20 protein-coding genes are annotated in these 22,398 nt (G+C 66.2%); 6 read left to right on the top strand and 14 right to left on the bottom strand.

Annotated elements, in window-relative coordinates; genetic code table 11:
* Positions 1-121: 121 nt before the first annotated feature.
* From GQO94_RS15890 to GQO94_RS15835, 12 genes are all read right to left on the bottom strand, one after another.
* Positions 122-2,014, bottom strand: coding sequence for an XrtA/PEP-CTERM system amidotransferase (locus GQO94_RS15890; RefSeq protein ID WP_156842417.1), 1,893 nt, complete (start codon positions 2,012-2,014; stop codon positions 122-124).
* A gap of 12 nt (positions 2,015-2,026) precedes the next feature.
* The gene (gene xrtA / locus GQO94_RS15885; protein WP_156842416.1) at positions 2,027-3,586 is read right to left on the bottom strand and encodes an exosortase A; all 1,560 of its coding nucleotides are present in this window, start codon (positions 3,584-3,586) and stop codon (positions 2,027-2,029) included.
* On the bottom strand, positions 3,576-4,820 hold the full coding sequence (locus tag GQO94_RS15880; RefSeq protein WP_156842415.1) for a TIGR03087 family PEP-CTERM/XrtA system glycosyltransferase: 1,245 nt from the start codon (positions 4,818-4,820) through the stop codon (positions 3,576-3,578). The genes xrtA and GQO94_RS15880 overlap by 11 nt, the downstream gene beginning before the upstream one ends.
* Positions 4,817-5,893 carry a FemAB family XrtA/PEP-CTERM system-associated protein gene (locus GQO94_RS15875; protein ID WP_156842414.1) on the bottom strand — a complete coding sequence of 359 codons (1,077 nt, stop codon included), beginning with the start codon at positions 5,891-5,893 and terminating at the stop codon, positions 4,817-4,819. Before GQO94_RS15875 ends, GQO94_RS15880 begins: the two co-directional genes overlap by 4 nt.
* Positions 5,890-6,777 carry an XrtA system polysaccharide deacetylase gene (locus GQO94_RS15870; protein ID WP_156842413.1) on the bottom strand — a complete coding sequence of 296 codons (888 nt, stop codon included), beginning with the start codon at positions 6,775-6,777 and terminating at the stop codon, positions 5,890-5,892. Before GQO94_RS15870 ends, GQO94_RS15875 begins: the two co-directional genes overlap by 4 nt.
* Positions 6,778-6,817: 40 nt before the next feature.
* Positions 6,818-8,050: an XrtA/PEP-CTERM system-associated ATPase gene (locus tag GQO94_RS15865; protein ID WP_156842412.1), complete on the bottom strand. Its 1,233-nt coding sequence runs from the start codon at positions 8,048-8,050 to the stop codon at positions 6,818-6,820.
* 17 nt (positions 8,051-8,067) lie between these two features.
* Positions 8,068-9,819, bottom strand: a complete 1,752-nt coding sequence (locus tag GQO94_RS15860; RefSeq protein ID WP_232332963.1) for a preprotein translocase subunit YajC — start codon at positions 9,817-9,819, stop codon at positions 8,068-8,070.
* Positions 9,816-10,928, bottom strand: coding sequence for a P-loop NTPase family protein (locus tag GQO94_RS15855; protein ID WP_156842411.1), 1,113 nt, complete (start codon positions 10,926-10,928; stop codon positions 9,816-9,818). Before GQO94_RS15855 ends, GQO94_RS15860 begins: the two co-directional genes overlap by 4 nt.
* Positions 10,929-10,941: 13 nt before the next feature.
* A complete protein-coding gene (locus tag GQO94_RS15850; protein WP_156842410.1) occupies positions 10,942-12,462 on the bottom strand; it encodes an XrtA system polysaccharide chain length determinant in 1,521 nt (506 codons plus the stop codon).
* Between the two features lie 16 nt (positions 12,463-12,478).
* On the bottom strand, positions 12,479-13,123 hold the full coding sequence (locus GQO94_RS15845; protein WP_156842409.1) for an XrtA/PEP-CTERM system exopolysaccharide export protein: 645 nt from the start codon (positions 13,121-13,123) through the stop codon (positions 12,479-12,481).
* A 197-nt stretch (positions 13,124-13,320) separates the two neighbouring features.
* Entirely contained in the window at positions 13,321-14,547 is a 1,227-nt protein-coding gene (locus tag GQO94_RS15840) for a pyridoxal-dependent decarboxylase, exosortase A system-associated (protein ID WP_156842408.1), read from the bottom strand.
* Positions 14,544-16,070: an acyl-CoA ligase (AMP-forming), exosortase A system-associated gene (locus tag GQO94_RS15835; protein ID WP_156842407.1), complete on the bottom strand. Its 1,527-nt coding sequence runs from the start codon at positions 16,068-16,070 to the stop codon at positions 14,544-14,546. The genes GQO94_RS15840 and GQO94_RS15835 overlap by 4 nt, the downstream gene beginning before the upstream one ends.
* A 38-nt stretch (positions 16,071-16,108) precedes the next feature.
* On the opposite strand from GQO94_RS15835, the gene GQO94_RS15830 reads away from it, so the two are divergent.
* The 4 genes from GQO94_RS15830 to GQO94_RS15815 are packed head-to-tail and all read left to right on the top strand — an operon-like array spanning position 16,109 to position 18,915.
* On the top strand, positions 16,109-17,122 hold the full coding sequence (locus GQO94_RS15830; protein WP_156842406.1) for a GNAT family N-acetyltransferase: 1,014 nt from the start codon (positions 16,109-16,111) through the stop codon (positions 17,120-17,122).
* A gap of 50 nt (positions 17,123-17,172) precedes the next feature.
* Positions 17,173-17,436, top strand: a complete 264-nt coding sequence (locus tag GQO94_RS15825) for a phosphopantetheine-binding protein (RefSeq protein ID WP_156842405.1) — start codon at positions 17,173-17,175, stop codon at positions 17,434-17,436.
* Positions 17,437-17,464: 28 nt separating this feature from the next.
* On the top strand, positions 17,465-18,139 hold the full coding sequence (locus GQO94_RS15820) for an alpha/beta hydrolase family protein (protein ID WP_156842404.1): 675 nt from the start codon (positions 17,465-17,467) through the stop codon (positions 18,137-18,139).
* Positions 18,136-18,915 carry a hydrolase 1, exosortase A system-associated gene (locus GQO94_RS15815; RefSeq protein WP_156842403.1) on the top strand — a complete coding sequence of 260 codons (780 nt, stop codon included), beginning with the start codon at positions 18,136-18,138 and terminating at the stop codon, positions 18,913-18,915. The genes GQO94_RS15820 and GQO94_RS15815 overlap by 4 nt, the downstream gene beginning before the upstream one ends.
* A 1-nt stretch (position 18,916) precedes the next feature.
* Here GQO94_RS15815 and trxB read toward each other — a convergent pair whose 3' ends face one another.
* Positions 18,917-19,888 carry a thioredoxin-disulfide reductase gene (gene trxB, locus GQO94_RS15810; protein WP_156842402.1) on the bottom strand — a complete coding sequence of 324 codons (972 nt, stop codon included), beginning with the start codon at positions 19,886-19,888 and terminating at the stop codon, positions 18,917-18,919.
* A 209-nt stretch (positions 19,889-20,097) separates the two neighbouring features.
* On the opposite strand from trxB, the gene GQO94_RS15805 reads away from it, so the two are divergent.
* Positions 20,098-20,967 (top strand): alpha/beta fold hydrolase, encoded by an 870-nt coding sequence (locus GQO94_RS15805; protein WP_156842421.1) that lies wholly within the window; start codon positions 20,098-20,100, stop codon positions 20,965-20,967.
* Positions 20,968-20,981: 14 nt separating this feature from the next.
* Here GQO94_RS15805 and GQO94_RS15800 read toward each other — a convergent pair whose 3' ends face one another.
* Entirely contained in the window at positions 20,982-21,779 is a 798-nt protein-coding gene (locus GQO94_RS15800) for a tyrosine-protein phosphatase (protein WP_156842401.1), read from the bottom strand.
* 210 nt (positions 21,780-21,989) lie between these two features.
* On the opposite strand from GQO94_RS15800, the gene GQO94_RS15795 reads away from it, so the two are divergent.
* Positions 21,990-22,148, top strand: a complete 159-nt coding sequence (locus GQO94_RS15795) for a hypothetical protein (protein WP_198045994.1) — start codon at positions 21,990-21,992, stop codon at positions 22,146-22,148.
* Positions 22,149-22,398: the final 250 nt, after the last annotated feature.

Below are 22,398 nucleotides of genomic sequence, written 5' to 3'. Positions count from 1 at the left end.
GTCAATGCAACGTTCGCCTCTGTGAGACCCGATACAGCACGACCAGGCTCCGGTCCGGCCAGTGCGGACAGATCCATGAAACCCTCAAGGGATCAACACCGCCTAGCTCTGCAATTACAGATCATAAACCTAACGTTGTCAGCGACAAGTCGAGCATGAGCAGCTGCCACAGCAATCTCGCGTGATCGGATCGCCCGGAAATATGCGCTTCCGCAAGCGAAGAAAGCGCCGGGGGATCGAACCAGCCCGTGCGCGCGAGGGTTCCGCTCGTGGCGATCGTGCGCGCCCGTTCGGCGAGCGGGCCGCGAAACCATTGCGCGATCGGGGTCACGAAACCTTGCTTGGGACGATACAGCACTTCGTCGGGAAGATAGCGGCGCATGGCTCGCTTCATCAGCCATTTGCCCTCCCCGCGCCGGACCCGCATCGTTTCAGGAAGAGTCGCGGCGAATTCGATCAACCGGTGATCGAGCAGCGGCTCGCGCGCTTCGAGGCTGACCGCCATGCTCGTGCGATCGATCTTGGTGAGGATGTCGCCGGGCAGCCATACCTTGAGATCGGCATATTGCGCGCGATCGAGATCGGATCGCGCCGGGGCGCCTGCCATGACGGCATGCATGCGGGTTTCGGCGCGGTAATCGCCGCGCAGCCGGCGGAACCCGTCGCTGTAGATGCTGTCGCGCAATTCGGGAGTCAGGACGCCCAGCGAGCGCGCGTATCCCTCGACGCCGCTACCGGCCAGGCCCAGCAGCGTCGCCTTGGCGCGAAGCGGACGCGGTGCCCAGTCCGCCTTGGGATAGATCGCGCCCAGCGTGCCGAAAACCGGCCCGCGCAGTGCAGAGGGGAGGATCGAGCGCACGCGATCCTCGGCGCGCTGGAACACATGGCGGCGATATCCCGCAAAAGCTTCGTCCGCGCCATCGCCCGATAGCGCCACGGTCACGGTTTCGCGCGCGAGCTGGCACACGCGCCAGGTCGGGAGTGCCGATGCATCGGCGAAGGGCTCGTCGAACATCGCGGCGAGCGTGCCGATCTCGGCGAAGTCGTCGGGCGAAACGCGGCGGGCGCTGTGGTCGGTGGCAAAGCGCTCGGCCACGGCGGCGGCATGGCCACTTTCATCGAGCGAAGCGACATCGAAGCCGATCGAGCAGGTCTTGACCGGCCTCTCGCTGGCTTCGGCCATCAGTGCGACGACGCTCGAACTGTCGACCCCGCCCGAAAGAAACGCGCCGAGCGGCACGTCCGCCACCATCCGCGAGGTCACTGCCTCGCGCAGCATGTGCACCAGCTCGGCCTCTAGATCCGCCACGCTGCCCTTTCGCCGGTCGGCGAAAGACACGTCCCACCATTGGCGCTCAGCGGGCAGCCCGGCGCCGCGCTTCAGCAGCAGGAAATGGCCGGCTGCGAGCTTGCGCACGCCTTTCACCAGCGAACTTTCGTCGGGCACGTAGCCCCAGGCGAGGTAATCCTCGACCGCCAGCGGATCGATCTCGCGACGCAGCGAGGGATGGGCCAGCAGGGCCTTGAGTTCGGAGCCGAAGATCACACTGCCGTCCGCCAAGGGCGCATAGAACAGCGGCTTCACGCCCAGCCGGTCGCGGGCCAGCAGCAGCGTGCGTTCGACCAGGTCGTAGATCGCGAAGGCGAACATGCCGTGGAGCCGCTGCAGGCAGTCGATGCCCCAGCGCTGCCAAGCGGCGAGAATGACCTCGCTGTCGCCATCGGTATGGAACTGCGCGCCTTCGGCCGCGAGTTCGCGGCGCAGTTCGCGGTAGTTGTAGATCTCGCCGTTGAAGACCAACATCGCCCGGCCGTCGCTCGACGCCATGGGCTGCGGCGAGCCGGCAACGTCGATGATCGAAAGCCGGCGATGGCCGAGGCAGACGCCGGGATCGCTCCAGGTGCCGTGACCATCGGGCCCGCGATGCGCGATCGCGTCGCACATCCGTTCGACCCGCGCGGGTTCGACCGGCTTGGCGGTCTCGAGGTGAAAGATTCCGGCGATGCCGCACATGCAGACTTGCGCCTACTCGATCCCGGACACGCGGTCCATCCACGGTCCGAGCGGGCCGACCGCCTCGCGAAACCGCGTCACGGCGGCGATGCCCTCGGCCGGGCGCTGCGTCTCGGCGGACAGGATCAGCATCGTGGTCGGCTCGGCGCGCAGCAGCAGCTTGTCGCGCATGTTGGCGAGCTTGAGGCGCATGTTGCTGCCGGTGAGCGTCTCGCCGGTGCGGAACCAGGTCAGCGCCGAACGCCCGACGCCGTCATGAAAAATGCGCTCGCTCTTGGCTTCATCGACCGGTTCGCCGGGCGCTTGCCAGACCCAGGCGGTGTCGGGACGAAGCGCGCCTTCGCCAAAGCCCCCCGCCTCGCGACCCTCTGTTTGCGTCGCGTAAAGCGCAAGGAAAACGTCGACCTGGTGGCCCTTGCCATCCGCATAGCGCCCGAGCAGGCGATGATCGGCCCCCGTCGCCCGCGGCTCCCACCAGGCGGAGGGCGTGTAGTCGACGCGATGCCAGCCGGGCACCTCGGGCAAATCGATCTGGTCGGGCATTGGCGCTTCGAGCCGGTTCGCGCCATAGGACCAGGCCTGCAGCACGGCCACCAGTGCGACCAGCGCCAGCAGCGCGGCGATCGGACCTCGGTTCGATCCTTCCAACCAGCGTGGCAGCTTTACGGCGCGAATGGCGTCGGGATCGATCGGGCTGGCATCGGCCGGCCGGTCGAAGAAGCGCCAGGCACCCGCGATGATGATCGCCAGCACCAGGGCAAAGAAGATCCAGCCATAGATGATATGGTCAATCCCCGCCGCCTTCTCGATGCCGACGTGTTGCGCGGCGAAGATGGTTCCCCACGCACGCACGCCATTGGCGAGCACCGGAACCACGACACAGGCGGCAACCAGCAGGAGCCGCCGCGACCAGCTGACGAAGCAGACATTCGCCGCGAGCACCCCGAACGCGATCATTGCAATGAGGAACTTCACTCCCGAGCAGGCCTCGGCCACTTCGAACAGGCCGGCGGGGGTGTCGATCAAGACGCCGTCGATTTGCGCGGCGATGCCCGAAAGATGCACCAGCCACACGGTGATCTCGGCGGTGATCATCTGCAGCGAAGGCACCATGATGTCGCCGAACGGCACCAGGAAGACCATGTACGCCAGCGGAAACAGCAAGCCGAGAGTGACCCGAGCGCCGAGCAGTAGTGGCACGGCCGCCATGGCGAGCCCAACGACACCGGCCTGCTTCGCCAGATCCAGTCCCGAAAACGATCCGAGCAACCACAAAAAGCCCGCCGACCCGGCAGGTATCAGCGCGGCCATAGCGGTCCGTGGCTCCAGTCGCACCAGATCCGGCCAGCGCTGTGCGACGAGCCAGGCGAGGATCGCCGGGACCAGCAGCACGTGGTTATACGTCGAGGAATCCCACCACTGCCCCGCCATCGCTCGCCAGTCAGACCAGAAGACGGCGAGCAGCAAGGCCCAGGCCAGCGCCAGTCGCATGATGCCGGCGCGCCACTGTGGTGAAAGGCTCGACCAGCGCGCGCGGGCGGCTGCCGGTGCCATTACGAGATCAGGCCGCATCGCGCGCCTTGTCCGAAGTCAGGCCCAGGAGGTCGCCGAGATCGGCAAGACGAGCGCCCCAATCGGCCTCGGCGATGACGAAGCGGCGCGCGGCTTCGCCCATGGCACGCGCTGCTGAACGATCCCGCCACAGGCCGATCACGGCATCGGCCAGCGCGGCATCCTCGTCCGCGACCATGATGTCGCAGCCCGGCTGCGCGGCAATGCCCGTCGCGGCGCCGCTGGTGCAGACGACCGGCAGTTCCATCGCCATCGCTTCGAGCACTTTGTTCTGGATGCCGCGGGCAATCGCGAGCGGCACCAGCGCAATGTCCGCCGCCGCCAGCCAGGGGCGGATATCGGGAACCCGGCCCCACACATGCGCACCCTCGCGGCCATGCAGCGCGGTAAGCGCCTCGGGGGGGTTGCGACCGACGATATGCATCGTCGCTTCGGGGAGGACGGCGCGCACACGCGGCAAAATGGCCTCGATCGCGCGCCTGGCCGCGGCGATGTTGGGCGCATAATCCATTTGTCCGGTGAAGACGATCCGAGGCCCTCCCCCCGCGACGACTTCGGGCGCGGGCACCACGCAAGTGGGATCGAAGAACGCGCAGTCGATGCCGTTGCCGATTGCCCGGACGTCGGCTGTCGTTCCTTGTGGCAGGCGCGAGCGGAACAGGCCCGCCTCGGCTTCGCTCACCAGCAGCGACACATCGGATTTCGCCGCCAGCCGCGCTTCTTCCGCTGCCAGCCTTCGCCCCTCGCGCGCATCGATCCAGGCGCGCGGCCAGGACGCGTCCTGCGCGTAAGCCTCGAACTTGGCGGAATCGACATCGACGAAATCGGTGACCAGACGCCCACGCAAGTCCTTGGGCACGTATTGCCCCATTTGCCCGGAGAAGACGTAAATCGCGCGGATCGGACGCGTGGCAAGCACCTTTGCAACGTAGCGCGCGAGCGCTTCGCTGCGAAACGCGGTGAGGCTGACGGGGCGGCCCGACAGCAGCGCTTCCACGCCCGCCAGCGCCAGCGGCTTGGCACGGTGGACGAGGCAGTGGCTCGCCGCCAGACGCGCCAGGGCGGGCTCTTCGGCCATATCGAACGGATCGTCCGCGAACGTCGCAACGTGAACCGGCGCGCGGCTGGCGATGTGCCGCAACACGTGGTGCGAACGGATCTTGTCCCCTCGATCGGGCGGGAACGGGATGCGATGCGCGAGGAAGAGGACTTCTTCAGCCGCCGGGGACGTCATCCCAGACCCCTCGCAATCCACGGGCCCAGCCGGTTCGCGATCCCGAGCGGCAAGCGCTGCCACACCGCGATCTGCGCGGCGTGCTTGGCGCTCGTCGGATCGGCATCGCGCGGCTCGGCACCGGGCGCCGTCCAGGACGCATAAGCGAGCGGTTCGGGCTCGAAGCCCCAGTTGCGTTTGAAATGGTACGCGCCGCTGCCGGTCTTGGAACGCCCGAAATCGAACCGCTCGCAGCCGCGTTCGCGGGCATGGCGCATCAGTTCGAAATACATCCGGTCGTTGGCGCGCAGTCGCCGTGCGTCCCAGACGCCGCCGCCCCAGTAAGGCAGGACCGCGCCATCGTGGTAGAACGACAGAACGCTCGCCACCGGGCGGCCTTCGCTCGACACGGTGAGGATGTCGGCATCCTCGCCAAAGCGATCGAGCATGGCCTCGAACAGGGCGCGCGGGAACACCGGCGTGCCCAGATTGCGCACGCTTTCGGCGTAGACGGCATAGTGCGCGTCGCGATCGGCGGCGCCGCGCCCCACCGTGACACCAAGATCGTTGGCAAGCCCCTTGCGCACTTCGGCGCGCTGCTTGCGCGGGATCGCCTTCAGCTGCGCGTCGTCGTCCGCGGCAAGCGGCACGACGAAGCCGCAATGCGAATCCGTCTTTACCGCCCAGCCCTTGCGGCCACGCGGCACCGGACCGCCGCGCAGTTCGAGCGTCGGGCAATTCTGCCGCAGCGCCAGCTCTTCGGCGGCCGAGAAGATGGCATCCCCGCGCGCATGCGGCGCGAGCAGCAGTCCACCGCCGACGGCGAATCCGCTCGAGACCATCACTCGTCCGAAGATCGGCGAATGGATCGCATTGAGCGGAAGGTAAGCCGTGATCGCCCCGCCGCTTTCGCCCAGCAGGGCGTGCGCGGCATTGCCGGTCCCCGCTGCCGCAGCTTCGAGCCAGGCAAGGCGGTGAAACGCCGTCCCTTCGGGGTGCGCCGCGACGAAAGCGTCGATCGCGCGACGCTCGTTCGGGTCGCGTAAATCGGCGAGCCGGCAGATCATCGTCTCGGGGGCGAACGGCGCGTTCATGCCGCCAGCGCGGTCGCGACGCCGGCTTGGCTTGCGGCGATCACGTCCATCCGATCCCAGCGGAACTCGTCGATCAACTGGCGCAGCTTGGGCGCCATCGTATCGAGGTTGGTGTAGTGCCGGAAGCGCGAGCGCAGCGGCGCGCCGGCGACGCGTGGCTGGTCGGGATCGATCTCCCAGGGGTGGAAGTAAAACACCGCAGGACGGCCTTCGCGCAGATTGACTTGCCGGATCGCCCAGCGCGAGAATCCGTAAGGTAGCACGCGAAAGAAGCCCCCTCCCCCCGCCGCCAGTCGCCGACCGGCAAACATCGCGGTGGTGACGGGAATTTCGACGAGGTCCGATCCCGGCAAGGGATGAAAGGCGAAGCGCGGCGCCTCGCGCCAGCCGTAGTGATCGTGTGCGATCGGCGCGACGCTGGAACTATAGGCATAGCCCTGCTCGGCCAGGACTTCGTGGGCCCATGGCGTGCGCTGGTCGATCGAGAAGCTCGGCGCGCGATAGCCCGTGACCGCGACGCCCGCCGCATCCTCGATCACCTTGCGGCTGGTTTCGAGATCGCGCGCGAAGGCGGCATGGCCGAGCCGGAAGACGCGGTCGTGCTCCATGCCGTGGCTTGCGACCTCGTGGCCGGCTTCGGCAATCTTGCGCATCAGCGCGGGATGGCGCTGCGCCACCCAGCCGAGGGTGAAGAACGTGCCTTTGACCCCGGCATCGTCGAACATCGCGAGGATCACGTCGCAATTGCGTTCGACCCGATCGGTCAGGGACGCCCAGTCCGACTTGTCGATCACCGTCTCGAAGGCCCCGACCTGGAACCAGTCCTCGACGTCGACCGAGAGCCCGTTGACGGGCCCGGTTGCAGGGTTGGCGCTCGCAGGCATCGTCGCGTGATTCCTCAGGTTCGGATCGGTGGCAGGCGGTTCAGGCGGCTTCGCGCTGGCCCTCTTCGCCCTCGATCCATTCGATCAGCATCGTCAGCGTGTGGCGGATAGTGCGGTCCTGCTCGCCCAGGCGCGCCTCGAGATGTTCGACCTGCTGGCGCAGATGGGCGATCTCTTCGGGATCTTCGCGGGGAGCGGCGGCAGCTTGTTCCTCGACCGTGTTGGCGAGCTCGATCACGGCGTTCTGCAACTCGTGGATCTGCGCGTCGCGCTCGGCCAGCGCATCCTCGAGACGCGCAATCGCTTCGGGATCGTGCGTAACGATCGGGAGATGCTGTACCGGCGTCTCGGCGGTCGCCGGAGTTTCGGGCGACACTTTGGGCGCAGGTGCTTCGGCGAAGGCCGGCTCGGCGTCAGCCGAAACCTTCGCAGAGGGCGTCGGGCTGACCAGCGACAGCGTTCCGTCGGCGTTGAGCTCGGACAGCACTTGCTGCAGGATGCTGCCGTCGATCCGGGTCCGCTGCTCGACCGCGCCCAGCAGCAGCAGGCGATTGACGATCTGGTTGATGCGGCGCGGAATGCCGCCCGTCGCTTCGTGGATTTCGGCGAAGACACGCTGGTCGAAGCTGGGATTGCCCGCCCAGCCGACGCGAGTCATGCGGTGCTCGATGTACGGCTGGACTTCCTTGGTATCCATCGCCTCGAGGTGATGCGCCGCGATCACACGCTGGCGCAGCTGGTCGAGCTCGGGGTGATCCAGCAGCGTGGTGCGAAACTCGGGCTGGCCGAGCAGCAACGTCTGCAGCAGCGGGTAGGAGCCGAGCTGGAAGTTCGACAGCATCCGCAGCTCTTCAAGCGCGGCGATCGAGAGGTTCTGCGCTTCGTCGACGATCAGCAGGCAGCGGCGTCCGGCGCGTGCTTCCTCGTGCAGGAAGCTCTCGATCGCGCCCAGCGCGGCCGCCTTGTCGTGCCCTTCGATCATCAGACCGAATGCGTGCGCGACGACGTGCACGATCTCCTCGCCGTCGAGCTTGCTGGTCACCACTTGCGCGGCGGTCAGCCGGGTCGGATCGATCGTCGCCATGAGATGCGCGACCAGCGTCGACTTGCCCGCGCCGACCTCGCCGGTGATGACCACGAAGCCCTCACCCTGCGCGAGACCATAGCCGAGGTAGGACAGCGCCTTGCGATGCGTCTTGCTCTCGAAATAGAACGCGGGATCGGGCGTTAGCTGGAAGGGTCGTCCCTGAAGCCCATAAAAGTCGTCGAACATTGGTAGTTCCCTTTGTCCTAGAAGCTGTAGCGCACGCCGAGGAAGGCGGATGCGGCCCAGTAATCGTCGACCGAAGCGTTGAGCGCGTCACTGTCGCGGCTGGTGCCGTCGATGGCTAGCGCAGCGCTCGCTCTGATTTGATTGGTCAATGCGCGGTAATACGCGGCCGTGGCACCAAAGCCCGCGGTGTCACCCGTCAGCGGATCGCTGCTGTCGAGCCAGGACGCGTAGATGTTGCCCGAGATGCCCGAACGCACGTCGAGATCGGCGTTGATATAGGCCGAAAGCCAATAGGTCTCGTCGATCACGCCGTTCGCGGCGCCAAGCACGGAATTGCGCGCGGCGATGAACTTGCGCCGGTCGTAACCCGCGCCGATGCCGGTGCTGATCCGGCCGAGTGCGAGGTTGTAGCTGGCCGAGGCGCCGCGGGCCCGGAACGTCGCGGAGCGCACCGAACCGAGCGCGCTGTTGAGGCAGGTGTCGCTGTCGAGCGATGCGACGCAGCCCCGCAGTTCCCCGGTGACCGGATCGCGCACGGCGGCGAAATCGGTCGGCAGACCGTCGAGCGCGCGCGTCAGCTGTCCGCCAAAGCCGGCGACGTTGTCGTAAACGCCGAGGCTGAACGTGCTGCGCGTATTGGGTGCGTAGGAGAACGAACCGGTGACGCTGGTCGTGCCATAGCGGCGACCGACGTGCGCGGTCAGCGAGGTGCGGTTGCTCGGCCGCCACATCACGCCGACATCCCACAACAGGCCGCTGACGTCCTGCGCCAGGATCCGCGGAGCGCTTTTGTCGGTGACATAGCGGCCATTGCCGTCGACCACCGGATTGCCGTCGGCGTCGCGCAGCGCGTCGCGCGAGGAGACCTCGACATCTTCGTACCCGACTGCACCCGAGACCTGCACCGTACGGCTGACGGGAACCGTGACGATGCCGCGCGCCTGCATGTCGCGCACGCGCTGGTCGAGATTGGAGATGTCTTCCTGGTAATAGCTGCCGGCCGCGGCAAGGCCGACCGGCAGAACCGTACCGGGCGCCACGCCCGCCTGAACGTCGGCGATGTGCGTGGTGCTGTCGTCGAACACGTCGCCGGCAGGGCCGGTCGGCGACGCCACGAAGGCGTCGCTTTGTTCGACGCGCGAATAGCCGAAGCGGTAATTTGCCGAAACGTTCACGTCGCCGACGCGCGTCGCATACGATGGCCCGGCATAGACCGAATAGATCTGCGTGGCGGTATCGTCGAAACGGGCCCGGGCGGGAACGGCGCCGCCGCCCTCGTCGATATCGCTGCGCGTCGCCAGCCCGCCGGCTTGCAGCGTCAGACCCGGCGCGACAGTGGCATAGCCGTTGACCAGGCCGGAGATGGAATCGCCGTCGCGCGTATTCTTGCCCCAGCCGAACTGGCGCGTGTAGCGGACCGACATGGCCAGGCCGTTGTTGCGCCCGGCGATCGTCGCGTCGACGCCGGCGGAAAGCTGGGAATACGTGACGACGTCGTCGCCCGGCGAAAGCTCGGCCGAAACGATCTGAGCGGCCTCGATGTAGGGCGTGACCTCGAAGACCTTGGTCCGGCCGTCACGCCGTTCGGGTCGCGCCTCGCCTGCGCTTGCAGGACCATCGGCGCTGTCGTCGCCGATGCCCGACATCCCGCCGGAACCGCTGACGTCGCCGTAGCCGATCGACTGCGCCAGGGCGGCGCTCGATCCCAGGCCCGATCCCAGCACCGCCAGCGTTGCGAGCAGGGCCCGCGTGGGTGATCGTTTCATCATGCCTTGTATCCGTAATAGCTGCCGAACCGGCGGCCGCTCGGGGAGAACTGCGATGCGTTGAGCAGAAGCTGGATGTTGGGGCATGCCGCGAGAAGCGAGATCGCATCCTCCAAAGCGCCCTGCCCGGTCCGATCCGCACGCGCGACCAGCACCGCTTGCCCGACATGCCGGGCCAGCTCGGCCGCCGGCGACGCGGCGAGCACGGGCGGGGAATCGAAGATGACGATGCGGTGCGGGGCATTGTGCGTCAGTCGATCGAGCACGTGGCCGGTCCGCGAGGAACTGAGGTATTCGCTGTCCGCGCTCGTGGTGTCGCCGGCGGGCAGCACCCATAGACCCGGAATGTCGGTGCCGATGACGAGCTCGGTGGGATCGATCGTCTCGTCGGTCAGCGCATCCATCAGCCCGGGGCCGCCGGGCAGCCCGAGCGTGCTCAGGATCGAGGGCTTGGCCATGTCGGCATCGACCAGCAGCACTTCGGTCTCGCGCTCCGACGCGATCGAAAGCGCGAGATTGACCGAGCAGAAGGTCTTGCCCTCACCCGGGTGCGGCGAGCAGATCAGGATGCGCTGCGCGGCGCTGCCCATCTTCTGGCGCTTGAGATCGGCGGCCTGGACCAGCAGCTGCCGCTTGATGATGCGGAATTCCTCAAGCAGCGTCGTGACCGAACCTTCCGGCACGATCAGCCCGTTATCCCGCAGCCACGCGCGATCGACCTCGTGGCGCACCCCGTCGAACTGATGGCGCGCGACCTCGGGCTGGGGCGTATCCGCCGTCGCTTTTGGACCGGCAGGACCGGCAAACAGCGGGCGCGCGACGAGCTCGTCGAATTCCGAAGCGGGCGCCGTCGCCGATGCCGGATCGGCTGCAGCAGGCGCCTCGGTGGTCGCCGGATCGGCCGGCTTCTTGGCGGCAGGGGGGCTCGGCCGGGGCTTGCGGCTCGCGGCAGAGATCGCGTCGAGCGGGATCGGGGGTGCCGAAAGACCCGCGATCTTGAAGTGATCGACGGCCCGTTCGAGCAGCGAGTTGGAGCGCTTGGTCTCGTCCTGATCGCTCCCGTCCTTGCTGCCGGGTTCGCCGGGGAGCGGGATCCTGGTGTGTTCGGTCATCGTTCCCGTCTCCTCACGCGACCAGGCCGCGCTGGATGAATTCGGCTGCGAGCAGCACGACGAACAAGCCGCCGAGCGCCGCCGTGGCGCCGTAGAAATACTTGAGCCGGCGGCGGCGCAGCTTGCGGGCCGCATCGGTCATGGTCTGCGAGATCGCGCCCAGCACCGGCAGCCCGGTCGCGCGCTCGAGCGAGGCCGTGGTGGCGAAGGTCGAGCGGATCTTGCCTAGCGCGAAGGCGGAGCCGGCGCCCGCGCCAAGACCGGCGATCAACACCCCGAACAGCAGCATCGGGCGATTTGGCGCGGTCGGTGCGACCGGCGTCGTCGGCGGGTCCACGACCTCGAACTTCACGGCCTCGCGCTCGGTCTTGATTTCGCCGCGCAGCTTCAGTTCCTCGCGGTCCTGCAAGAGCTTGTCGTACTGCTGGCGCAGCACGTCGTAGTCGCGATTGATCCGCTGGTAGTCGGCCGAAGCCTCGGGATTATCGAGCGCGGCAGCCGAGAAATTGGCGACTTCCGACTGCAGCGACGCCTTGCGCGAGTTGAGCGACTGGACATTGGCCTGCCGTTCGGCGCGGATCGACTGCAGCGAGGTGAAGGCCGGGTTCGGCACGCCGCCGCCCGAAGATTGCTCCCGCTCGGCCGCGGCTTTGAGAGAAGCAAGCTGGTTCCTGGTGCTGATCACGTCGGGGTGGTTGTCGGTCAACCCGCGCGCGCGCATTCCGGCAAGCTCGGTCTGGGCGCGTTGCAGCGCAGCGGCGGCGCTGCCGGCTGTGCCGCCCGGCAGGCTCTGCGGAGTGCCCGCGAGCTGCCCGTCGATCGCGGCGAGCGCGCTCTGGGCCGCCGCCAGATCGGCTTCCACGCCGCGCAGTTCCGAGCGCGAGGCTTCGAGCCGCTGGGCCGTGGCCGCAGCGCCTTGCGCCATTTCGGGATGCGCCGCTTCGAACGCCATTCGCTCCTGCTCGGCTCGTTCCAGCTGCTTCTCGCGCTGGGCGAGCTGCTGGTTCACGAACTCGATCGTCTCGCTCATTTCGCCGCGGTTTCCGGCAAGGTTCTCTTCGCGGAAGATGTCGATCAGCTTTTGCGCCACGCTGCGGGCGAGCTGCGCGTTCTCGGCGTCCGAGAAGGACGGATCGTTGGAAATGGCGGTGATCTCGAACAGGTTGTCCTGCTGGCTCACGACATCGATGTTCTCCGCCAGCGCGAGGACCTTGGCCTCCAGCTGCTTGGGGCTGGTGATCGTGTCGCCGATCGGGGTCGAGCGCACGACCTTCTCGAGATTGACCGCGCTGGTCAGCGTCTGACGAATGCGCTCGATGTCGCGCTTGCGGTCGGCGACGCCGATGCCGACCTGCTCGGCCAGCGCGTCGTCGAGCTGCACGAACAGGCGCGCCTTCGATTCGTAGCTGTTCGGGATCAGCGCCACGACCAGCCAGCCGACCAAACACACCGCCCACGCGACGGCCAGCGCCAGCCAGCGCCGGTGCCAGACGCTGTGGATCGCTGCGAGCAGTTCTTCGTAAACGACGTTCATGGGTGGCCGCGCGTCCTCAGAACATGCTTTCGGGGATGATGATCACGTCGCCGGGGCTCAGCATCACGTTCGCGGAGCTGTCCCCCTTCTTGAGCAAGTCGCCCAGCCGCATCGCGAATTCGCGCTGCTTGCCCAGTTCCTTGTCGAAGCGGATCAGCCTCGCCTTGTTGCCCGCCGCGTATTCGGACAGGCCGCCGACCGCGATCATCGCGTCGAGCACCGTCATGTTGGCGCGGTAGGGGATCGAGGCCGGCTTTTCGGTCGCGCCGACGATGCGGACCTGTTGACTGAACGTGCCGGCGAATTCGTTGACGATCACCGAGACCAGCGGCTCCTCGATGTATTGCGAGAGCTGCAGCCGGATGTCTTCGGCGAGCATCGAGGGCGTCTTACCCACGGCAGGCATGTCGGTGATCAGCGGGGTGGTGATGCGCCCGTCGGGCCGCACCTGAACTTTCGCGCCAAGCTCCGGGTTGCGCCAGACGAAGATCGTCAGCTGGTCGAGCGGACCGATGACGTATTCCTCGCCGGGGCCTTCCTGCATCGCCACGAACGAGGCCGGCGGCAGCTCCGGCTTGTTCGCACCCGACATGCAGCCGGTCAGCGCGAGGCTGGCTAGCGCGATGCCACCGGTCAGGCGAGCAATACGGGCATTGGGCATAATGCGTCCTTCGTTACGCCAGTGCCCACCGTCGGTGTGCGCAAGTCCCGATCAGGCGCATGTCCCGATCGGGCGGGGGCCGGCTATATCCAGCCTCCGCTATCGTAAAAAAGGGTGAACAATGCGTTAGCCTTGCCCGCCAAACTTAGGTGCGGTCCCAGATCGGGACGCTCAGATCCTTGTAAGTTTACAGGAATTCAGACGAGGCGTTCACGCGCGGGCCCCTGTCCCAAGAAGGACGCGGGGCTGGCGCTGGCACCATAGGCCCCGGCGCAGAACACCGCGACGAGATCGCCCACATCGGCCCGCGGAAAACCGCCCTTGTCCGCCAGTTTGTCGAGCGGCGTGCACAGGCAGCCGACGATCGTGGCTTCCTCCTCGGGCTCGGCGCCGAAGCGCGTCGCGATCGCGCTGGGGTAATTGCGGCGTACCACGGTGCCGAAGTTGCCCGAGGCGGCGAGCTGGTGATGCAGCCCGCCGTCGGTGACGAGAAAGATCTCGCCGTGGCTTTCCTTGCGATCGATCACACGGGCCAGATAGACCCCCGCCTCGCCGACGAGGTAGCGGCCGAGTTCGATGCAGAATTGAGTCGATTCGATCTTGCCAGGGAGCGCGGCCATCGCCTCTGCGAGACGCTGGCCGACCAGATCGAGGTCGAGCGGCGTATCGCCGGGAAAGTAGGGAATGCCGAAGCCGCCGCCCAGATTGCAGCGCGGCGGGCTTTGCCCGATCTCTTGCGTTAGGCGGGCAGCTAACGCCAGCGTCTGCGCTTGCGTATCGGCGATCGCCTCGGCATCGAGCGCCTGGCTGCCAGCGAAGATGTGAAAGCCCTGCCAGTCGGCTCCCGCATCGATCAGATGGCGCACCAAGGCAGGCACGCGCTCGGCATCCACGCCGAAGGGCTTGGCGCCGCCGCCCATCTTCATGCCCGATCCCTTGAGGTCGAAATCGGGATTGACCCGCACTGCCAGCTGCGGCGTCACGCCAAGTCGCTCGGCAATCGCCAGCGCCCGCGCGGCCTCGCCTTCCGATTCGAGATTGAGCGTGACACCGGCAACGATGGCGGCTTCGAGTTCGGCATCGCGCTTGCCCGGCCCGGCGAAGCTGACGGCGCGCGGATCGATGCCCGCCGCGCGCACGATCTCGAGCTCTCCGCCCGATGCGATGTCGAACCCGTCGACGAGACCGTTCATCATCGCCAGCAGCGGCGCAAAGGGATTGGCTTTCACCGCGTAATGCAGCGCGATTCTCTCGGGGAGCGCGGTGCGCAGCTGAGCAATGCGCGACCTGACAAGATCGGCGGAATAGAGGAACAGCGGCGTTGCGCCTTCCTCGTCCACCCAGTCCGTGACTTTGCGCCCGCCCACGGCAAGCACGCCGTCGATGGCCGAATAGCCGGTGGGGATCGGGCCGAGCGGCTTCATCGCGCCAACTCTGCGCCGAGGCCAGCGCGGTCGATCTTTCCGTTCGGTCCGATGGGCATTGTCGCCTTCCAGTGGATGACTTGGGGCTGCATGAAATTCGGCAATACTTGCATCAGCTTACGAGGAAGTTCTGCTTCAGCTTCGGATCTGTCTGCCGCGGGCCTTACGACCAGGTGCACCGCCTGCCCCAGCCGCTCGTCGGCAACGCCGAGGGCGACCGCCTCTGCGACGAGACCGGTTGCCAGGGCGGCTTCCTCGATCTCCTGCGGGCTGATGCGATTGCCGGCGGACTTGATCATCGCATCGCGCCGTCCAACGAAATAGAGCAACCCTTCGGCGTCGCGGCGGACCCGGTCCCCGGACCAGACCGCCATGCCGCCGTAGCGCGATGCCGCAGGCGCAGGTCGAAAGCGTTCCGCCGTGCGCTGTGCGTCCTGCCAGTATCCCGCCGCCACGAGGGGGCCACAGTGGACCAGTTCGCCTTCCTCTCCAATCTCGGCAACCCCTCCCAAGTCATTGATAACCAGAATTTCCGCATGGGGGATCGCTGAACCCATCGAGGTCGGGTGCGTATCGATCAGGACCGGATCGAGATAAGTCGAGCGGAACGCCTCGGTCAGGCCGTACATGGCAAAAAGCCTTGCCTCGGGAAACAGACCGCGCAGCCGCCGGACGAGATCAGGCGTGAGCGCGCCGCCGCTATTGGTCAGCCGCTTGAGGGTGGCTGCAACATCGGCGGGCCAATCGAGCTCGCATAGCTGCACCCACAGCGGCGGCACGGCCGCCAGCGTCGTGATCGCATGCCTACCGACCGCCTTCACCAGATCCCGCGGCAAAAGATAGTCGATCGGAACGACACAGCCACCGGCATACCAGGTCGATAACAGCTGGTTCTGGCCATAGTCGAAGGCGAACGGCAGCACGGCCAGCGTTCGATCCTCAGCCGTCAGGCCAAGATAATCCGCAACACTCTCCGCGCCGAGCCAGAGATTCGCGTGGCTGAGCATCACGCCTTTTGGTCGTCCCGTCGAACCGCTGGTGTAGAGAATGGCCGCCAACGCGTCGGGTTCTGCGTCGCTGGGTGGCAATTCCGATTCGCCCGAAGTCGCATCAGTAAGTGCCTGTTCTTCATCGGTTATCAGGCAATCGCCTGGCACATCAGCCGGTTCCAACGTCTTCAACCGCGCCGGCGTGCCGATCAGCATCCGTGCGCCGCTGTCGGCGAGGATATGCGCGACTTGCGCACGCTTGAGCAGCGGATTGACCGGCACGTGAATCAGCCCCGCCCGCGCCGCGGCTAGTGGCATCAGGCACGTCAACTCGCCCTTCGTCGCCCAAGTGGCGACGCGCGCGCCTGTCTCGGGCAACTGCTGCGCCAGCCAGCCCGCCAACCTCGAGACACGCGATCTTAAGGCCTCGTAGCTAAGCGTTCCCGAACGCAGGACGAGCGCCTGGTCGGCGTCGGCACCCCGCAGCGGCAGGTGGTCGATCGGCAGGACGGGAGTTACGGGCATGCCGGGCATTTACCGTGTCTGGCTCCGGAAAAGTCGGGAAGGTTCGAGTGGTCAGGGTCGAATATCACGCCGATCTTAAGGAAGTGCAATCCGATGCCGTGCTGGGTCGCCTGCTGTCGGATCGGGCGCGCGATGCGCCGTTCGATCGGATCGACTGGTGGCAGGCGCTCGCCGCGCACTGCGGCATCGCGCCGCTGCTAGCGGTCGCGCGCGAAGGCGAGGCGGTCGCGATCCTGCCACTGCGCCGCGATGGCGACGGTTTCGCCGCGCTCGGCAACTGGTACAGCTTTCGAGTGCGGCCGATCCTTTCCGAAGGCGCCGACGCCGCATGCTTGCTCGGAGCGATCGCGACCGACCTTGCGACACAGGCCGATCGGCTCGAACTGCGTGGCCTGTCGGGCGAAGACGGCAGTGCGACCCGTCTTGCCGAAGCGTTCCGCAGGGCAGGCTGGTTCGCGGTATGCGAGCCCTGCGACGTCAATCACTACCTCGAACTCGACGGCCGCAGTTACGAGCAATACCTGGCGGGCCGCCCGGGCAAGCTGCGCACGACGCTGAAGCGCAAGTCCGGAAAGGTCGAAACCCAGGTGCTCACGCGCTTCGACGAGGACGTCTGGGCCGCTTACGAAGCGATCTACTCCGAAAGCTGGAAGCCCGAAGAAGGCAGCCCCGCGTTCCTGCGCGCCTTTGCCGAGGCCGAAGGCGCAGCTGGGCGCTTGCGGCTCGGCGTTGCCTACGCGGGCGGCGAGGCGATCGCCGCGCAAATGTGGACCGTCGAAGGTGGCACCGCCTTCATTCACAAGCTCGCCCATCGCGAGAGTGCGAAGCCGCTTTCGCCCGGCACCGTTCTGTCGGCAGCGCTCTTCCGCCATGTTATCGACGAGGACCGCGTGGCCGCCATCGATTTCGGCACCGGCAACGATCCCTACAAACGCGACTGGATGGAACAGGTCCGCAGCCGCTATCGGCTGATGCTCTATCGCCCGATGGTCCCACGCAACTGGCCGCAAATCATGCGGATCGGGCTGAGGCGCCTTGCCGCAACCGCGAAGCGCGGTTAAGGGCGAGCCCCCCGGACATGGACTTTTTGGCAGTGCGAGCGAGAAACCCGATGGCTGACGACAGCGACCAGATCCTGCGCCAGATTCTGACGGACGTGCTCGGTCTCAAGCCCGGTCAGGCAGACAGCTTCGATGCCGATACCGGGCTGTTCGGCCATTTGCCCGAGCTCGACTCGATGGCGGTCGCGGGGCTGCTTACCGAGATCGAGGACCGTCTCGACATCATCATCGAAGACGATGAAATTGAAGGCGAAATGCTGGAAACATACGGCGCGCTGCTCGGGTTCGTCGAGGCCAAGCGCGCCACGGTGTGACTCGCCACCCGACCAACCCCGCCGCCGCGTGACTCCCCGGCACTGGTCATGCCCCGCCGCCGACGGTGGCGAAACTTTCGAATATGCCCTGACTTTCGATTCCGGACGCGCCGCGCGCCTGCTGATCGTTCCCGCGTTGTTCGACGAGGCCAATCGCCTGCGTCGGCTGACGGTAGAGACGATGCGCCGGCTCGACGCGGCGGATATCGATACGATCCTGCCAGATCTTCCCGGCACCAACGAAAGCTTGGCGAGCCTGCAAGACCAGACCGTATCGGGCTGGCAGCGCGCGATGGACGCGGCAGCAGTGCAGTTCGGCGCGACGGCGGTTCTTGGCATTCGCGGCGGGTGTCCGTTTGCGCCGAGGGCGCCACGTGTCCTGCACTATGCCCCGGTCAAGGCGGCGAACCTGCTGCGCCAGATGATCCGCAGCCGCGTCGTCTCCGCGCGCGAGGCCGGTCGCGAGGAGACCAGCGAGAGCCTGCGCGAAGCCGGCCAGCGCGAAGGGCTCGAGCTTGCCGGACATCGTCTCGGCGCCGCGTTTCTATGCGCATTCGACACACTTGAGACCTCACCCGACGCCGAGATCATCGCGCAGGATCGCGTCGGCGGTAGCGGGTTGTGGCTGCGAGCCGAGCCGGGCGAAAATGCAGCGCAGGCCGATGCTCTGGCCGCGATCATTGCTGAGGCCATGAAACCATGACTCGCCGGTTCCTGACCTTCGACTGTGCTGGCGACATGCTGGTCGGCACCCTCGACGAGGCCGCGGGGAAGACGGCGCTGCTGTTGGTCACCGGCGGCAACGAACTGCGCTCGGGCGCCTGGGGCGGCCAAGCGCGCTTCGCCGCGCGGATTGCGGCGGCCGGATACTCGGTCCTGCGCTTCGATCGGCGCGGCACCGGTGACAGCGAAGGCGAGAACCTAGAATTTCGGAACAGTGACAAGGACATAGAAGCCGCCTTACAGACATTGCGCGAACAATGTCCGCAAGTCTCGCGCGTGGTCGGCATGGGCAATTGCGATGCGGCGAGCGCGCTGCTTCTCGCGAGCGGCGCCGGCTGCGATGCGCTGATCCTATCCAACACCTGGACGTACGACGCCGTCGAGGACGATGCCCCGCCGGCCTCGGATGAAGTGCGCCGTCATTACCGGCAGCGCCTCGCCGATCCCGCCGCGATCCGCCGGCTCCTGACCGGCAAGGTATCGATCTCCGGCCTCGTCGGCAGCCTTATCAGCGCGCTGCGACCGGCGCCGCCGCCGAGCACGCTGGTCGAGGAGATGAAGGCGGGGCTGTCCCGCTTTGGCGGCCCCGTCACCTGGCTGGTCGCCGAACGCGACCGGACCGGACAGGCCTTCCTCTCGGCCTGGGACTTGAGCGGAGCCGAAGTCCACCGCTGCCCCGGCGCGACGCACAGCTATGTCGAGCCGCACGCGCAGGACTGGCTGGTCGAACGCGCGCTTGCGGCGCTGCGCGACTGACTCACTCGGCCGCTTCGGTCACTTTTTCGGCGAACGCCTTTTCGGCAAGATAGCGCTCGGCATCGAGCGCGGCCATGCAGCCCACGCCCGCCGCGGTGACCGCCTGCCGATACGTGTGATCCATGACGTCGCCGCAAGCGAACACGCCGGGGATCGCAGTGCGCGGGGTGCCCGGCTCGACGATCAGGTAGCCGGACGAATCCATCTCCAGCTTGCCCTTGAACAGTTCGGTCGAGGGCGCGTGGCCGATGGCAACGAAGGCGCCCTCGGTTTCGAATTCGCTCTTTTCGCCCGTTTCGGTGTCGATCAACTCCAGCGCCCGCAAGTCGCCGGCCTCGGGATGCGCGACGAAGCGCTCGACGCGCTTGTTCCACAACACCGAGATGCGCGGGTTGGCCATCAGCCGATCCTGCAGGATCTTTTCCGACCGCAGCGAATCGCGGCGATGGATCAGGGTCACGTCTTCAGAATGGTTGGTGAGGTACAGCGCTTCCTCGACCGCGGTGTTGCCGCCGCCGATCACCACCACTTTCTTGCCGCGATAGAAGAAGCCGTCGCAAGTCGCGCAGGCCGAAACGCCTTTGCCCGACAATTCCTGTTCGCCCGGCACATGCAGCCATTTGGCTTGCGCGCCAGTCGCGATCACCAGCGTTTCGCCTTCGTAGACGTCGCCGCCGTCGCCGATGGCGCGGAACATCGGTCCGCTGAGGTCGACTTCGACGATCGTGTCCCACAACATCCGGGTGCCGACATGCTCGGCCTGGGCCTGCATTTCCTCCATCAGCCAGGGGCCCTGGATGACGTCCCGGAAGCCCGGATAGTTTTCGACATCGGTGGTGATGGTGAGCTGTCCGCCGGGTTGCAGCCCTTGCACCACGATGGGTTCCATCCCGGCGCGCGCTCCGTAGATCGCCGCGGTGAGCCCGGCTGGGCCCGAACCGATGATGAGCATGCGGGTGGTATGTGTGGCCATGGTTCGCGTTCCTTCCGATAGGCGAGATAGCGACGGAGGGGGCCGTTTGCCAAGGAACAGACCAGCGTGGAATTTTTTCGTCCCCGCAAATCAGCGCTTTCGAGGAAGAATATTGCGATTGCAATGACGATCGGCGGCTTGGGCGGAAGCGAGCGCTCTGAAGCCAAGCCCGATTGAAATTCACGCTGCACGGGTTCACTGCTTTCGGCATGAAGAACCTCGCCGGCCCCACATCCAACCGCTTCGTCTCGCAGAGACTCAATCTGCATTATGTCGACTGGGGCAATCGCGATGCTCCACCGCTCATCCTCCAGCACGGCGGGCGCGACCATTGCCGCAGTTGGGATTGGGTGGCCGAGGAATTGCGGAAGGACTGGCACGTCATCGCGCCCGATCTGCGCGGCCACGGCGACAGCCAGTGGTCGCCCGAGGGCAACTACGCCATGGACGCTTTCGTCTACGATTTCGCGCAACTGGTGCAGACGTTAAGCTACGAAACGGTCACGATCATCGCGCATTCGCTGGGCGGCAATATCGCGACGCGGTTTGCCGGGCTCTATCCCGAAAAGGTGGCGAAGCTAGTCAACATCGAAGGTCTCGGCCCCGCCCCCGATCACGCAAGCGAAACGATCGGGGCGGCAAAGCGCTTGCGCGAGTGGATCGAGGCTAAGCGCGCCGCCTCCGCCCGCGTCCCGCGCCGCTACGAATCGCTGCGCACGGCCTATCAGCGCATGACCAGCGAAAATCCTTTCCTCAGCGAAGAGCAGGCGCGGCATCTCACGATCCATGGTGCCAGCCGCAACGAGGACGGCACCTGGTCGTGGAAGTTCGACAACTACCTCAACGTCTGGAACGCGACCGACATCCCTTATGAAGACAAGGCGGCCTTGTGGCAGGAGATCACCTGCCCGGTGCTGATGCTGTGGGGCACCGACAGCTTCGCCGCGAGCCCGGCCTCGGATGGGCGACTCGACCATTTCCGCAATGCGGAGCTTGTCGAGTACGAGGATGCCGGGCACTGGCTGCACCACGACCAGTTCGATCGCTTCATGCAGGACGTCAGGGCCTTTCTCGGCTGAGCCTAAGTCTGGCGTCAGCTTTCGACCAGTGCATCCCTCAGCCGTTCGCGCTTCGGATCGTCGAGACCGAACGCTTCTTCGAGGAATGCGTCGGTCGTGCCGTAGCGATCCTCGATCGCTGCCAGCGCGGTTTCCAGATAGTCCGCGTCGACGTCCATCAGGGTGCGCGCGGAAGCCTCGTCGATCTCGCAGGCCTTCTGCCGGATGATCTCGAGCCCCGACAGGATCCGGGCTTCCGGATCGCCTGCCGTCTTGGTCAGCAGGTAGTCCGCCATGATGTCGTCGCGATGGACGCCGGTGGCAAGGTGGAGCATCGCCACCGCGATACCCGTGCGATCCTTTCCGGCCATGCAATTGATCAGGCTCGGCCCGCGACCTTCAGTCAATTCGGCCAGATAACCCTTGATCGCAGCCTGCAGCTCGGGGCGAAAAGCAATCGTTTCGTAGGTCTTGCGAAGCATGGCTCGTGTCGCTTCGGGAGTGCGCTTCGGCACGGAGCGCGCGGCGACCAGATGCGGCGCATTTCCCCGGTCGGGCGAATCCGCATAGTTGATCGTGGCCGAGAACTCCGCGGGGCGGCGGCAAGGGTGGTGCGCACGCTCGTCATCGGTGCGCAAGTCGAACACGGCGGTGATGCCGAGGGCGTCGATCGCCACCAGATCGGCATCGGTCGCGCCGTAATGCTGGCCCGAACGCCATAACCAGCCACGCCGGAGGCGGCCGCCACCCGCAATTCGATAGCCGCCGTAGTCTCTGAAGTTGTGCACGCCCTCCAGCATGAGGACACGATCATTCTGCGCCTTCGTGGGCATCTATGGCTTCCCTTTTGCCGATACTAGCCGTGCTTAGTATCTCCGATTTCCTGTCCGTTATCAAAAATAATGATGAACGCCGAAAGTCCGATCTCGATCGAAGCGCAAGAGGAAAGCCGAATTCGATGATCGCGAACTCGCAGCCCGATTGCGGAGGATGTCGCGGCGCGATCGCTGCATCTATCGCGGCGCAGCTTCGGGGTTCCGCAAGTGCTCGACGTCAGGCGGACGTCGCAGCGCGCGCAGCTGTCCTTGATCGAAGCGCGCCCGCGCCAGGCGCAGAATATCGCACGCCTCTGTGTCGCCACGGCCGGTGGCTGGCTGCTGGAAGATCAGGCGGTGGAAGAACCGAGCACCGGACCCGGCTGAAACCGATCAGTCGCGCTCAATGACCGAGGCGGCATTGGCTTCTTTCGAGATCACCGGATCATCGGCTGCGAACGGCGCGATGAACAGGGCGAAGAACGCCAGGAGAATTGCGAGAACACCCGGCATGACGAAATGCGTCGCGCAATTGCGGCAGCATTCATCTGGATTATCCTCAGGGTTCGCCATGGTGTTGCAAACGCGCGATAATGTATCACGGTTCGCTCTCTCATCGCGAGCCAGACACGGGTTG

The organism is Novosphingobium aquimarinum, from assembly GCF_009746585.1.
Lineage (GTDB): Bacteria > Pseudomonadota > Alphaproteobacteria > Sphingomonadales > Sphingomonadaceae > Novosphingobium > Novosphingobium aquimarinum.
Note: the sequence above shows the minus strand (reverse complement) of the source record. Positions and strands in the feature narration are given on the sequence as shown.

Excerpts from the sequence above, each read along its gene's own strand:
- GQO94_RS15825 (WP_156842405.1), top strand. The coding sequence starts at position 17,173 with ATGGCTGACGACAGCGACCAGATCCTGCGCCAGATTCTGACGGACGTG.
- GQO94_RS15845 (WP_156842409.1), bottom strand. The coding sequence starts at position 13,123 with ATGCCCAATGCCCGTATTGCTCGCCTGACCGGTGGCATCGCGCTAGCC.
- GQO94_RS15875 (WP_156842414.1), bottom strand. The coding sequence starts at position 5,893 with ATGAACGCGCCGTTCGCCCCCGAGACGATGATCTGCCGGCTCGCCGAT.
- xrtA (WP_156842416.1), bottom strand. The coding sequence starts at position 3,586 with ATGCGGCCTGATCTCGTAATGGCACCGGCAGCCGCCCGCGCGCGCTGG.
- GQO94_RS15865 (WP_156842412.1), bottom strand. The coding sequence starts at position 8,050 with ATGTTCGACGACTTTTATGGGCTTCAGGGACGACCCTTCCAGCTAACG.
- GQO94_RS15840 (WP_156842408.1), bottom strand. The coding sequence starts at position 14,547 with ATGAAGCCGCTCGGCCCGATCCCCACCGGCTATTCGGCCATCGACGGC.
- GQO94_RS15835 (WP_156842407.1), bottom strand. The coding sequence starts at position 16,070 with ATGCCCGGCATGCCCGTAACTCCCGTCCTGCCGATCGACCACCTGCCG.
- GQO94_RS15800 (WP_156842401.1), bottom strand. The coding sequence starts at position 21,779 with ATGCCCACGAAGGCGCAGAATGATCGTGTCCTCATGCTGGAGGGCGTG.
- GQO94_RS15860 (WP_232332963.1), bottom strand. The coding sequence starts at position 9,819 with ATGATGAAACGATCACCCACGCGGGCCCTGCTCGCAACGCTGGCGGTG.
- GQO94_RS15890 (WP_156842417.1), bottom strand. The coding sequence starts at position 2,014 with ATGTGCGGCATCGCCGGAATCTTTCACCTCGAGACCGCCAAGCCGGTC.
- GQO94_RS15815 (WP_156842403.1), top strand. The coding sequence starts at position 18,136 with ATGACTCGCCGGTTCCTGACCTTCGACTGTGCTGGCGACATGCTGGTC.
- GQO94_RS15870 (WP_156842413.1), bottom strand. The coding sequence starts at position 6,777 with ATGCCTGCGAGCGCCAACCCTGCAACCGGGCCCGTCAACGGGCTCTCG.
- GQO94_RS15850 (WP_156842410.1), bottom strand. The coding sequence starts at position 12,462 with ATGAACGTCGTTTACGAAGAACTGCTCGCAGCGATCCACAGCGTCTGG.
- GQO94_RS15880 (WP_156842415.1), bottom strand. The coding sequence starts at position 4,820 with ATGACGTCCCCGGCGGCTGAAGAAGTCCTCTTCCTCGCGCATCGCATC.
- trxB (WP_156842402.1), bottom strand. The coding sequence starts at position 19,888 with ATGGCCACACATACCACCCGCATGCTCATCATCGGTTCGGGCCCAGCC.
- GQO94_RS15805 (WP_156842421.1), top strand. The coding sequence starts at position 20,098 with ATGAAGAACCTCGCCGGCCCCACATCCAACCGCTTCGTCTCGCAGAGA.
- GQO94_RS15855 (WP_156842411.1), bottom strand. The coding sequence starts at position 10,928 with ATGACCGAACACACCAGGATCCCGCTCCCCGGCGAACCCGGCAGCAAG.